The organism is Shimia sp. MMG029 (genome assembly GCF_027947445.1).
In the GTDB taxonomy this organism is placed as follows: domain Bacteria; phylum Pseudomonadota; class Alphaproteobacteria; order Rhodobacterales; family Rhodobacteraceae; genus Shimia.
In genome coordinates this window covers 764,247-776,775 of the sequence record NZ_JAQJIM010000001.1, presented here as the reverse complement: position 1 = coordinate 776,775, position 12,529 = coordinate 764,247, and the positions used below count along the sequence as shown (strand labels likewise).

The window sequence follows — 12,529 nt, the reverse complement described above, 5'->3', positions numbered from 1 at the left end:
GGCTTCATGCGGGCGCAAGGACAAAATCAACCTGGAGCGAGGTGTCGCGTGCGCTTGGCATCACGGGGCGCAGAAACAGGGTTTTGTAAGCGCCATCATCATAGGCGAGATGGGCATGGGGCTGACCGAAGTTTGGCACGATCTGCTCCATCTCCAGACTGTAGGTGCCATCCGCGCGGGTCAGCACAGAGCCATGATTGCGTGGCTCACGTTCGCCGCCGAGTGTGGTTGCCGCCCAGATTTGAATACGGGTGTTGGCAATGGGCGTGCCCGAGCCTGCGCGCAGGACCGTACCGTGTACAAAGAACCCCGTGCCGAGGCGGTCAACCATCGGTGCGTTGGGGCGATAGTTGTTGGAGCCACCGCGCATGGTTTGAGTGGGCTTCAACCCTGCGGCTTGCGCAGGGGACACTAGGCCTGTCACCAGTGCGGTGCCGGTGAGACCAGCCCCGATGATAAAGCGGCGGCGGCTGTAGAAGGGGGTAAACATGGGGTGGCTCCTTTCCCGGAAAGAACAGGTGCAATCGTCGAAAGTGTGCCACAGCCTTGCAAGGGGAGTGCACACAAATTCGTGAGCGATCTCGGGACGCCAGAAAAAGGAGCCAGAAAAAGGTCTATCGTTCTGATTGCGCCTTGGCAGCGGCGCGGGCGGCCATGGCCTCTTCGCCAAGCGTCAGCGTGTAGGCGGTGAGTTCGGCCAGCGCTATGTCAGCGGCGGCGCTGTCTTGGGCGTCGAGCGCGTTGGCGATGCGGGTGTGTAGACCGATGATGACGTCGCGGTTGCGCTGGGTGAAGGTGATCATATTCATCAGCGGTTGCATGGCCTCCACCGCGCCGGCAAGCTGATAAGACAGCACCGGATTGGCGGCCCCGTCCACAAGCGCGCGGTGAAAGGCCACATCGGACTCACAGAAGCGTTCATCAGACAGGCCCGGCTGGGCTTGGCGATGGATCTCGGCGCGCATGGTGGCGAGATGATCGGGGGTGCGGCGTTTGGCGGACAGCGGCGCACAGGCGCGTTCGAGTGCAAAACGTGCCTCGCAGGCGGTTTCAAAATCCACCGCATTCATAGAGAGCAAAAGTGTGCTGGTGGTGATGTGTTGGCTTGCGGCCTCATCATAGCTGAGGCGGCGCACAAAAGCCCCACCAGAGGCGCCCCGTTGTGTGCGGATCAAATTCTGCGCGGCCAGACGTTTGAGCGCCTCGCGCACCGTGGGACGGGAGACTTGAAACTGATCGGCCAGCTCAGACTCAGAGGGCAGGCGCTCATCCACGATCAGGTCGCCGGAAATGATCGCATCTCTGATTGCCTTGGCAATCTGGGCCGAAAGATCGGCGGAGCTCTTTGGGTCAATTTTCATTTGTCTGACATTTAATGTTTGCTGCACCTTCAATTGTCTGACATTAAATAGGGAAATGCACGAGTCGCCAAGGGAGGGGAGATGTCGCGCTTTGATTTTCTTTCCATAAGAAGCCTTTTGTGGCTGAGTTTCTTTGCTGCGATCCTGGGCGCGTGGTGGGTGATGTATGACATGGCCATGTCTATGGACGTGGATCTGATCGGGCGCCCGGGCGAGATGGGCGCGCGTATGGCGGCGATGGATCCACGCATGCCGATGTATATGCCGATGGCCAATTTCGGCCCGCTGTTTGTGATGTGGGCGGTGATGATGGCGGCGATGATGCTGCCAACCATGGTGCCCACACTGACCAATTATCAGCGCCTGATGACCTCTGCGGATGGCAGCTGGGGCGGCTGGATCGGTGTTTTGCTCGGCTATCTGATCGTTTGGGTGGCCTTTGCGGCGGTGATCACCGGGGTTCAACTTGCGCTGTTGTTTGGCGGCGTGGTGGACATGCTGGGCATCGCCAAGAGCCCCTGGGTGTCTGGCGGCCTGCTGATTGTGGTGGGCGCGTTTCAGTTCACCCGTGCCAAAGAAGTGTGCCATGGTGTGTGTCACAGCCCGATGACCTATTTTCTGGGCCATTGGCGCACCGGTTTTGGTGGTGGACTGCGCATGGGACTGGGACTGGGCGTCTTTTGCGTCGGGTGCTGCTGGGGCTTTATGGCGCTGGGATTTGTCGGAGGCGTGATGAGCCTTCTTTGGATGGGGCTGGCCACGTTGTTTATGGTGCTGGAGAAACTGCCACAGATTGGCCATCGGGTGACCAAACCGATGGGGGTGGCGCTGATTGCCGGGGGTGGCGTTCTGATCGCCATGCCAAGCTTGTTTTATGGAGGATAATCATGGCTTTGGAACGCAGACCTGACGCGGATAAACTGCCGGTGTCACAGCGGATCGACAACCGGGTGAGCAACCCCAAGCGGCGCAAGATGACGCCGACGGAATGGGCGATCAAGGGCGAGTTGATCCTGAACTGTTCCTGCACCGTGTTCTGCCCCTGTGTGGTGTCGCTGGGCCAGCATCCGCCCACCGAAGGCGACTGTAAGGCCTGGATGGCGATTGCCATTGATGAGGGGCACTATGAGGGCGAAGACCTGAGCGGGCTGAATGTGGGTCTGATGGTCTATATCCCCGGCAAGATGGCGGAAGGCGACTGGCGGGTCGCGGCTTATGTGGATGAGCGCGCGAGCGGCAAGGCTTACAACGGTCTGCTGCAGATTTTCTCCGGTCAGGCGGGCGGCACCACGGGGCTGTTCACCATGTTGGTGAGCGATATCTTCTCAGCGGAGCGCGAAAAGGTCGACATCATTCGGGACGGCAAGAAGCGCGCGCTTTATGTGGGGCGCAAAATTCAGGGTGAGGTGGAAATGCTGGAGGGCGCGAGCCCGGATCATCCGGTGATGATTTCCAACTCCAAATACTGGATGGGGCCGGACATCATTGCCGCTGTGGGCACCAAATCCAAAGTGCGCGATTTTGGCCGGGTCTGGGACTTTGGCGGCAAGTCCGCAGAGATCTGCCCAATTGACTGGAAAGGCCCGCGGTAATGATTGCGCCTGCGTACTGTCAGATGATGGCGCGTTATAATGCTTGGCAAAACAGTCAGTTGCGCAGTGTTTGCGACAGGTTGAGCGATGCTGAGCTGCGTCAGGATCGCGGGGCATTTTTTGGCTCGATCATGGCGACGCTGAACCACATCCTGTGGGCCGACACCCTGTGGATCAGCCGTCTGGATGGGGGCGCAGGGCCCAAAGTGCCCGCCAGGCAGCATGCGGAACTCTGCGCGACCTATGCGCTTTGGTCTGAGGAGCGATTGGCCGAGGACCTGCGGATCGCCGCGTGGGCCGAGGCGCTGCGCGCGGAGGATCTGGAAGGCGATCTGAAATGGCATGCACAGATGCTGAATGCGGATATGCAAAAACCGGTTGCACAATGTGTGGTGCAGCTTTTCAACCATCAGACCCATCACCGTGGCCAGATCCATGCCATGCTGACCAGCATTGGACATGATCCTGGCGATACAGATGTGGCGTTGTTGCCGGAGGGTGCGGCATGGCTTTGATTTCCCCATCTCGGCGCTTGCGCCGCACACCGTTTTCTGAAGGCGTCGAGGCCGCTGGGGTCAAAGCCTATACGGTCTACAATCGGATGTTGCTGCCGACGGTTTTTCGCTCCGTTGAGGAAGATTACCGTCACCTGAAGACGGCTGTGCAGGTCTGGGATGTGGCTTGTGAGCGTCAGGTGGAGCTGCGTGGGCCGGATGCCGGGCGGCTGATGCAGATGCTGACCCCGCGCGACTTGCGGGCGATGCTGCCGGGGCAGTGTTTCTATGTTCCAATCGTGGATGAAACCGGTGGCATGCTCAATGATCCGGTGGCGGTCAAGCTGGCCGAGGACCGCTGGTGGATTTCGATTGCGGACAGTGATCTGCTGTTCTGGGTCAAGGGCATTGCCTATGGCTATCGCCTTGATGTGCTGGTGGATGAGCCGGATGTGAGCCCGCTGGCGGTACAGGGTCCGCAGGCCGACGCGCTGATGGCGCGGGTGTTTGGCGACAAGATCCGCGACGTGAAATTCTTCCGCTTTGGCTGGTTTGATTTTCAGGGCCGCAATCTGGTGGTGGCACGTTCGGGCTACTCCAAACAGGGCGGCTTTGAAATCTATGTCGACGGCAGCGACATCGGTATGCCCTTGTGGAACGCCTTGATGGAGGCGGGTAAGGATCTGGATGTGCATGCGGGCTGTCCCAATCTGATCGAGCGGATTGAGGGCGGATTGCTGAGCTATGGCAATGACATGACCGACGACAACACGCCCCATGAATGTGGACTTGGGCGGTTCTGTAACACCAACACAGCGATTGGCTGTGTCGGGCGTGATGCGCTGTTGCGGGTGGCGCAGGAAGGGCCGGTGCGCCAGATCCGGCCTGTTGAAATCCACGGTGGTGTTGTGCCGCGTTGTGATCAGCTTTGGCCGGTGATGGATGGAGATCAGCATGTCGGCAATATCAGCAGTGCAGCCTGGTCGCCTGATTTCAACACCAATGTGGCCATTGGCATGATCCGCATGACCCATTGGAACAGCGGCACGGAACTGGATGTTGTGACGCCGGATGGGGTGCGCGCGGCAACCGTCTGGGAAGCCTTCTGGAACTGACGCCCGCGGCGGGGAAAGATGCCTCCGGCGGGGATATTTTGAGAATGAGAAACCGGAAATGACATGCGCCTTGGGCGCTTGATGTGAACGTTAGGAGAAATGAGATGTTTAAAGCATTGGTGATGACACAGGGCGAAGATGGCCTTGCAAGCGGTGCCATTCAGGAAATGGACGAGAGCCAGCTGCCCGCCGGCGATGTGACGGTTGCGGTGGAATATTCCACGGTGAACTACAAAGACGGGCTGTGCCTTTCAGCCAAAGGTGGCGGGCTGGTGCGCAACTATCCGCATGTGCCGGGTATCGACTTTGCGGGCACTGTGGAGAGCTCTGAGGATGATCGCTACAAGTCTGGTGACAAGGTGGTGTTGACCGGCTGGCGCGTGGGCGAAGTGCACTGGGGCGGCTATGGCCAGAAAGCCCGTGTGAAAGCGGATTGGTTGGTGCCGCTGCCTGAGGGATTGAGCACCAAACAGGCCATGGCTGTGGGCACCGCTGGCTTTACCTCCATGCTGTCGGTGATGGCGCTGGAAGATCATGGGGTCAGCCCAGACAAAGGCCCGGTTCTGGTGACCGGTGCGGCGGGCGGTGTTGGCTCTGTGGCGGTCGCGATTTTGGCCAATCTCGGCTATGAGGTGGCCGGTGTCACCGGGCGTCCGGAAACAGCTGATTATCTGAAGTCGCTGGGCGTGAGCCAGATTGTGGCCCGCGAAGAGCTGAATGAAACCGTCAAACGCCCGCTGGAAACAGAGACATGGGCGGGATGTGTTGACGCCGTGGGTGGCGAAATGCTTGCGCGGGTGCTGGGCCAGATGAAATATGGCGGCTCGGTTGCCGCTGTGGGTCTTGCCGGTGGCGCAGGTCTGCCTGCAACCGTGATCCCCTTTCTGCTGCGCGGTGTGAACCTCTTGGGCATCGACTCTGTGATGCGCCCGTATGAAGACCGCGTGCGCGCCTGGCAGCGGATTGCCAGCGATCTGTCGATGGAGAAGCTGGAAGCGATGGTGAAGCCTGCAACCCTGTCGGATCTGCCGCAACTGGGCGCAGATATTCTGAAAGGTCAGGTTCAGGGTCGTGTCGTGGTGGACGTTAACGCCTAACTCAATGCTGAAGCGCACGCTTTGGAGGCATCCCTTCGGGGGTGCCTTTTCTTTTTAGGGGAGAAACATATTCATTTAATTGAATGTATATGATTTGGATCAAAGGCGTTGAGATCGCCGTGTGGTGCTGTGACATCCAGAGGCCGCCGCAACATCCCGCCGCGGGCCTCTTTCAGAATTATGGATGAAAGGATGCCATTGTGACCCGATTGAAAAGAACACTCGCCAATACTGCCGCTGCGCTCTGCCTCTGTGCTGGGGCTGTTTCAGCGCAGGAGGCGCCCAAGCTGGTGACCATTCTGACAGAGTCCGCACCGCAGACGCAGCTGATGGCGATGGTGTTGACGTTGCAGGCGGCGCAACAGGGGGCAGCTCCGCATGTGTTGCTGTGTGACGCCGGGGGCGATCTGGCGCTGAAAGATGCACCTGAGCTGGCCACTGCCGGGCAGCCGCCCATGGATGTTAGCCCGCAGGGGCTGATGCAAAAGATCATGACCATGCCCGGCGCAAAGGTTGAGGTCTGCGCGCTGTATCTGCCCGGACGGGGGCAGGGGCCGGAGATCCTTTTGGAGGGGGTTGGTGTGGCCAAACCCGGTGCGATGGCGGCGGCGATGCTGGCGGCGGATGCTCGGATGAGTTTCTGACCATCGGGCGTGACAAACGGACCAGATCCGGCGGTGCAGGGCGCTGCAATTCGGCTTGCACTCCGGGAATGGCAAAGGCACCTTGGCGGCCGACGAACACCACCACAGCGGAGCGGCGTGGCCATGGCTTATGACACCGACAATATTTTTGCGAAGATCCTGCGGGGCGAGATCCCAAGCGAGAAACTCTATGAGGATGAAGACACCTATGTGTTCATGGACATCATGCCGCGCGCGGATGGCCATTGCTTGGTGATCCCCAAGACGCCTTGCCGCAATATGCTGGATGCGACGCCTGCGCAGCTGTCGGCCTGTCTGAACACGGTGCAGAAGATGGGACATGCGGTGATGAAGGCGTTTGACGCCGAAGGGGTCACGGTGCAGCAGTTCAATGAAGCTGCCGGTGGGCAGGAGGTGTTTCACCTGCATTACCACGTGTTGCCGCGTCATGAGGGCGTGGGCTTGCGCCCGCCCGGCACGATGGCGGATTTTGACGTGCTGAAGGCGCAGGCGGACAAGATCCGGGCAGCCTTTGCCTAAGCGACGCCATTGCGTGTGTTTCCACGCTTGACCTCGCGTTACATCAGCGTTCTTCTCCGCCCTAAGTGACGGAGGAGACAACAGATGCTTGATATCGATTTTGTGCGCGGCCAGTTCCCGGCGTTTTCTGAGGAAACCCTGCGCGGTCAGGCATTTTTTGAAAATGCCGGGGGCAGCTATACCTGTGCCCCGGTGATCGATCGTCTGACGCGGTTCTACCGTGAGCGCAAAGTGCAACCCTATGCGCCATACCGCGCCTCTGAGCTTGCTGGGGCAGAGATGGATGAGGCGCGCAGCCGCCTTGCGGGCCTGATGGGGGTTGGCACCGATGAAGTGTCTTTCGGCCCTTCGACCACGCAGAACACCTATGTTTTAGCGCAGGCATTTCGCAAATGGATGGATCCCGGCGATGCCATCGTTGTGACCAATCAAGATCATGAGGCCAACAGTGGCCCCTGGCGCAGGCTGGCGGATGAGGGGATCGACGTGCGCGAATGGCGTGTGGATCCGGAGACCGGCCATCTGGATCTTGAGGCGCTGGCAGAGCTGCTGGATGACCGGGTGCGACTGGTGTGTTTTCCGCATTGCTCCAATGTGATTGGTGAGATCAATCCGGTGGCGGAGATCACGGCGCTGGCCCATGCGGCCGGTGCTTTTGTCTGCGTCGATGGCGTGAGTTATGCGCCGCATGGCTTGCCGGATGTGGGGGCGTTGGGTGCTGATATTTATCTGTTTTCCAGCTATAAGACCTATGGCCCTCATCAGGGGATCATGGTGATGCGGCGCAGCCTTGGGGAGCTGTTGCCCAATCAGGCACATTACTTCAACGCCGATACGCTTTATAAGAAATTCACACCGGCGGGTCCCGATCACGCGCAGGTTGCGGCCTGCGCCGGTATGGTGGATTATTTCGAGGCTCTTGCGGCGCATCATGGTGTGCTGGGCGAGACGATGGCGGCAACCGGGGCAGCGGTGCATGCGTTGATGCGCAGCCATGAAACCAATCTTTTGCAGCCCTTGTTGGATTTTGCATCTGCGCGCAACTCTGTGCGCCTGCTTGGACCGGATGTTGCAGCAGACCGGGCGCCCACTGTTGCGTTGGTGGCGCAGGCGCCGGGCGCGGCTCTGGCAGAGCGTCTGGCGCAGCACAGTATTATGGCCGGGGGCGGAGACTTTTACGCGGTGCGGGCGCTAAAGGGTATGAATGTGGATGCAGAGCACGGCGTGCTGCGGGTCAGTTTTGTGCATTACACCACAGAAGAAGAGGTGGCGCAGCTGATTGAGGCATTGGACGCGGTTTTGTGATCCAAAGTGTGATCTGACTTTGGTAATGTCCCGTAAACTCAGCAGAATACAGGACAGGACCTCAAGACTTTGGCGCAGAACCATACCCAAGATACGGTAACGATTCACTGGTTTCGACGCGATTTGCGACTGAGTGACAACCGCGCTTTGACTGCTGCGGCGGCACAGGGGCCTGTGGTGCCTGTGTTTGTGCTGGATGATGAGGTGCGCGGGCTTGGGGCAGCGTCCAAGCAGCGGCTTGAGATGTCACTGGCGGCGCTTGCCGCGGATCTGGAAACGCGTGGGATGCAGCTCATTCTGCGCAGTGGGCGCGCGACCGACGTTCTGTTGCAGCTTGCCCAAGAGGTGGGCGCAAAATCAGTACACTGGAGCCGCGCCTATGCACCTGATTGGGTGGCGCGCGACACGGAGGTGAAAGCCGCGCTCAAACAGACTGGTCTGTCAGCTGAGAGTTTTGAAGGGACCCTTCTGTTTGAGCCATGGACGGTCCAGACGGGTCAGGGCATGCCCTATCGGGTGTATACGCCATTTTGGAAGGCCGTGCGCAGCCGTGTGGTGGACGCGCCATTGCGTGCCCCCGATCTGAAGCCACCATCGGTTTGGCCGCAGAGTGAAACCCTGAGCGCGTGGGGTTTGTCAAAAGACATGAGACGTGGTGCTGCGGTTGTGGCGGCGCATGTGCAGGCAGGGGAATCCGCCGCGCAAGCCAAACTCTCGACGTTTCTGGAAGAAAAGGTCGTCGCGTATCAAGCGGCACGAGATTTTCTGGATCGTGCGGCGACCTCGGATTTGTCAGATGCGCTGACATTTGGCGAGGTCAGCCCTGCGCAGCTCTGGCATGGTGGGCACCGTGCGATGCAGCAGGGGGCAGCAGGTGCGGAACATTTCCTCAAAGAAGTGGTTTGGCGCGAATTCGCCTGGCACTTGTTGTGGCATTTTCCGCAGCTTCCGCATGCAAATTGGCGCGATGGCTGGGATCAGTTTGAATGGTCTGAAGATCCCGATCATCCGCATTTTCAGGCCTGGTGCCGGGGACGCACAGGCGTGGCCGTGGTGGACGCAGCCATGCGTGAGCTCTACATCACCGGAAAGATGCACAATCGCGCACGGATGATTGTGGCCAGCTATCTGACAAAGCACTTGCGGATGCATTGGAAGCTCGGCCTCAAGTGGTTTGCAGATTGCTTGATCGATTGGGATCCTGCGTCAAACGCAATGGGGTGGCAGTGGGTGGCGGGCTGTGGGCCCGATGCAGCGCCTTATTTTCGGATCTTCAACCCTGACACGCAGGCAGACAAGTTTGATCCTGAGAAGACCTATCGCAGGCGTTGGTTCAGCCACAAAGACGGCGAAGGCAGCGCTACAGCGCAGACGTTTTTTCAGGCAATGCCGGTCAGTTGGGAAGCGCGTTTTGCGCACCCGCAGATGCAACCGATTGTCAGCTTGCCTGAAGGGCGCGCGCGCGCCCTGGCCGCGTATGAGGCTTTCAAAACTCAATAATTTCTTGCCGCTAGGCGGTTTCTGCGCCTAGGATTCAGACTACACAAAAGGGGAGGGAGAAAGATGATCCTGACTTCGACACAAGGTGAGGCCAACTTACCGCGCTATTTTTCAGCCGTTTTTGCCACGGCACAAAAGATCAATCACGGCCGGATTGATTTCGTTTTGGAGGATGGCCGCGTGTTCCGCGCAGAGGGCCCCAAGCCCGGCCCGGTTTGTGAGATGCGTGTTCACAACGGCGATACCTTTGGCCGCCTGATGCGCGAGGGGGAACTTGGGTTTTCTGAAGCTTATCTGGAAGGCTGGTGGAGCAGTCCGGATCTGCAGGCGTTTTTTGATTTTCTGCGCGCGGACAATGATGCGCTTTATGATGGGTTTCCCGGCATGTTCTTTGTGCGCGCTTATGAGCGCATGCGCCATTGGATGAACAATAACTCCAAATCTCAGGCTAAGAAAAACATCAGCTATCACTACGATCTGGGCAACGAGTTCTATCGGCTCTGGCTGGACGACACGATGACCTATAGCTCTGCGATCTTTGAAACCGGGCAAGAGAGCATGGAGGCGGCACAGATTGCCAAATATGCGTCTATGGTGGATCAGATGGGCGTCAAACCCGGCGATCATGTGCTTGAAATTGGCTGTGGTTGGGGCGGTTTTGCGGAATATGCCGCCAAGGAGCGCGGGCTGCGTGTGACCGGGCTGACAATATCAGAAGAGCAGCTGAAATATGCGCAGGAGCGCATTGAAAAGGCGGGGCTGTCACATCTGGTGGATTTCAAGCTGCAAGACTATCGCGATGAAACCGCGCACTATGATGGTATTGCCAGCATCGAAATGTTTGAAGCCGTCGGAGAGAAGTATTGGCCGGTCTATTTTCAAACGGTGCGCGACCGTCTGAAGCCCGGTGCAAAGGCGACGTTGCAGATCATCACAATCACCGAAAGCCGTTTTGAAGAGTACAGAAAAGGTGTAGATTTCATTCAGAAATACATCTTTCCGGGGGGCATGTTGCCCAGCCCAACCGCGCTTAAGGAAGAGGTGCGCAAGGCGGGGCTTCTTCTGTCAGGGTCGATTGAGTTTGGTGAAAGCTACAGTCAAACGCTGCGGCGCTGGTATGACACGTTTAATGCGCAATGGGATCGCATTCAGCCCATGGGGTTTGATGAAAGGTTCCGCCGGATGTGGAATTTTTATCTAACCTCTTGTGCGGCGGCGTTTCACAGTGGAAGTTGTGACGTAACGCAGATCACAATTTCCAAACCGAGTACATGACAACATCTAACAAACTGATTGCGGCCATCTGCCTTGCCTTCATTGGCGGGCTGGTGGCCGAATTCGTAAAGCCTCAGATGCCCGAAGGATCTGACCCGGGCCATATGACCCTGATTTCTGCAGTAGTTGGTATTTTGGTTGGATGGCGGATCATGGGGCGCCGTGCGGGCAGGGTTGGCTCTCTGGAGCTTGGTATCCTTGGCGTGTTCTGGCTCGTGTTCTGGGGACTTGCGCTGTTTGGATTGATCGAAATGTTGCGGCTGGCGCTGCGCCGCCATTTTGATGAGCCGGTTGAGGCGATGGAGGCCGTGGTCACGATTGCGTTGGACTACGGGCTGTATTTGAGCGCGACGCCAATTTTGATCACACTTGTGATCGGGGCGATCGTGAGTGGATATCTCACAAATTTCGCGCATCGACGCTGGGGCTGACTTATGAAAAATCTATTTGTTTATGGTACGTTGCGACACGTGCCTTTGCTTGAGGCTGTGCTGGGAAAACCTTCTGACGCTTTGCAGATTGCGCCGGCAACCCTGCAGGACCACGCGGTCTATGCGGTGCAAGGGCAGGATTTTCCAATCATCAAATCAAAGGCAGGCAGTGCGGCGGAGGGGCTGTGGCTGGGCGGTTTGACCGAGGCGGATGTCGCGCGGCTTGAGTATTACGAAGGCGGCTTTGACTATGACCTTGCGCCTGTGCATGTCACCCTTCAGGGGGCAGCGGTGCTGAAGCCGGCTGAGGTGTTTAAGAGCGAAGACAGCGCATGGGCGCCGGATGGGCCGTGGTCGCTGGCGGATTGGCAGAACACCTATGGCGTTGCCGCGGTTTTTGGCGCGGTGGAGGAAATGAGCTATTTTGGCACGCGCAGCCGGGCAGAAGTGGACCGCATGTTGCCAATGATCCGCGCGCGGGCGATGGCGAAGGCGGCCGCACAGGCCCACAATACGGCGCTGAGCCCGGGCGGCATGCTCCGCACGGATGTGACCGATGTGTCCTTGCGGCGTCCTTATGCCAAGTATTTTGCGCTGGAAGAGGTGGACCTGCGCTTTCGGCGCTACGATGGCAGCTTTAGCGAACCGGTGGAACGTGCGGTTTTTGTGGCCACTGATGCGGTGATCTTACTGCCCTATGATCCTGTGCGCGACCGGGTTTTGCTGATCGAGCAGTTCCGCATGGGGCCGTTTTTGCGGGGGGATGCCTTGCCCTGGCAGCTTGAGCCGATTGCAGGGCGGATTGATGCGGCGGAAACCGCGGAGGCCACGGCGCGGCGGGAGGCGCAGGAAGAAGCGGGGCTAAGCATTGGTGAAATACATGAGGTTGCGCATGCCTATGCCTCGCCCGGGTGTACGACGGAGTTTTATGACATTTACGTCGGCATCACCGACCTGCCAGATGATGTGACCGGGGTCTCGGGGCTGGAGCAGGAAGCCGAGGACATTCGTTCGTTTCTGTTCAGCTATGAGGAGCTGATGCAGATGGTCGACACCATGCAATTGGTGAACACGCCTTTGGTGCTGGCGGCGCTTTGGCTGGCACGGCATCGTGATCGCCTGCGCGGGACCGCTTGAGTTCCGGCGCGGCCTTGCCTACACAGGTTCTCAAACAT

General features: G+C 58.7%; 14 protein-coding genes. 12 read left to right on the top strand and 2 right to left on the bottom strand.

Features of this window, described 5'->3' with window-relative positions; all coding sequences use genetic code 11:
• Window positions 1-4: 4 nt before the first annotated feature.
• On the bottom strand, window positions 5-490 hold the full coding sequence (locus PJL69_RS03755; protein WP_271308455.1) for a twin-arginine translocation signal domain-containing protein: 486 nt from the start codon (window positions 488-490) through the stop codon (window positions 5-7).
• 124 nt (window positions 491-614) lie between these two features.
• Window positions 615-1,361, bottom strand: coding sequence for a FadR/GntR family transcriptional regulator (locus PJL69_RS03750; RefSeq protein WP_271308454.1), 747 nt, complete (start codon window positions 1,359-1,361; stop codon window positions 615-617).
• An 81-nt stretch (window positions 1,362-1,442) separates the two neighbouring features.
• Here PJL69_RS03750 and PJL69_RS03745 point away from each other — a divergent pair, with 81 nt between their 5' ends.
• From PJL69_RS03745 to PJL69_RS03690, 12 genes are all read left to right on the top strand, one after another.
• On the top strand, window positions 1,443-2,246 hold the full coding sequence (locus tag PJL69_RS03745) for a DUF2182 domain-containing protein (RefSeq protein ID WP_271308453.1): 804 nt from the start codon (window positions 1,443-1,445) through the stop codon (window positions 2,244-2,246).
• A gap of 2 nt (window positions 2,247-2,248) precedes the next feature.
• Window positions 2,249-2,953, top strand: coding sequence for a DUF1326 domain-containing protein (locus PJL69_RS03740; RefSeq protein ID WP_271308452.1), 705 nt, complete (start codon window positions 2,249-2,251; stop codon window positions 2,951-2,953).
• Window positions 2,953-3,468, top strand: coding sequence for a DinB family protein (locus tag PJL69_RS03735; protein ID WP_271308451.1), 516 nt, complete (start codon window positions 2,953-2,955; stop codon window positions 3,466-3,468). Before PJL69_RS03740 ends, PJL69_RS03735 begins: the two co-directional genes overlap by 1 nt.
• The gene (locus tag PJL69_RS03730) at window positions 3,459-4,562 is read left to right on the top strand and encodes a dimethylsulfoniopropionate demethylase (RefSeq protein WP_271308450.1); all 1,104 of its coding nucleotides are present in this window, start codon (window positions 3,459-3,461) and stop codon (window positions 4,560-4,562) included. Before PJL69_RS03735 ends, PJL69_RS03730 begins: the two co-directional genes overlap by 10 nt.
• A gap of 104 nt (window positions 4,563-4,666) precedes the next feature.
• Window positions 4,667-5,659 (top strand): acrylyl-CoA reductase (NADPH), encoded by a 993-nt coding sequence (gene acuI / locus PJL69_RS03725; RefSeq protein WP_271308449.1) that lies wholly within the window; start codon window positions 4,667-4,669, stop codon window positions 5,657-5,659.
• 200 nt (window positions 5,660-5,859) lie between these two features.
• Window positions 5,860-6,303, top strand: a complete 444-nt coding sequence (locus PJL69_RS03720) for a hypothetical protein (protein ID WP_333781862.1) — start codon at window positions 5,860-5,862, stop codon at window positions 6,301-6,303.
• Between the two features lie 123 nt (window positions 6,304-6,426).
• Entirely contained in the window at window positions 6,427-6,843 is a 417-nt protein-coding gene (locus tag PJL69_RS03715) for an HIT family protein (protein WP_271308448.1), read from the top strand.
• Between the two features lie 84 nt (window positions 6,844-6,927).
• On the top strand, window positions 6,928-8,148 hold the full coding sequence (locus tag PJL69_RS03710; protein WP_271308447.1) for an aminotransferase class V-fold PLP-dependent enzyme: 1,221 nt from the start codon (window positions 6,928-6,930) through the stop codon (window positions 8,146-8,148).
• A 69-nt stretch (window positions 8,149-8,217) separates the two neighbouring features.
• Complete coding sequence (locus tag PJL69_RS03705; RefSeq protein ID WP_271308446.1) at window positions 8,218-9,648, top strand: cryptochrome/photolyase family protein; 1,431 nt, start codon at window positions 8,218-8,220, stop codon at window positions 9,646-9,648.
• Between the two features lie 63 nt (window positions 9,649-9,711).
• Entirely contained in the window at window positions 9,712-10,923 is a 1,212-nt protein-coding gene (locus PJL69_RS03700) for an SAM-dependent methyltransferase (protein ID WP_271308445.1), read from the top strand.
• Window positions 10,920-11,354, top strand: coding sequence for a TrgA family protein (locus PJL69_RS03695; protein ID WP_271308444.1), 435 nt, complete (start codon window positions 10,920-10,922; stop codon window positions 11,352-11,354). The genes PJL69_RS03700 and PJL69_RS03695 overlap by 4 nt, the downstream gene beginning before the upstream one ends.
• A 3-nt stretch (window positions 11,355-11,357) precedes the next feature.
• Window positions 11,358-12,491: an NUDIX domain-containing protein gene (locus PJL69_RS03690; RefSeq protein ID WP_271308443.1), complete on the top strand. Its 1,134-nt coding sequence runs from the start codon at window positions 11,358-11,360 to the stop codon at window positions 12,489-12,491.
• The last annotated feature ends 38 nt before the right edge of the window (window positions 12,492-12,529 follow it).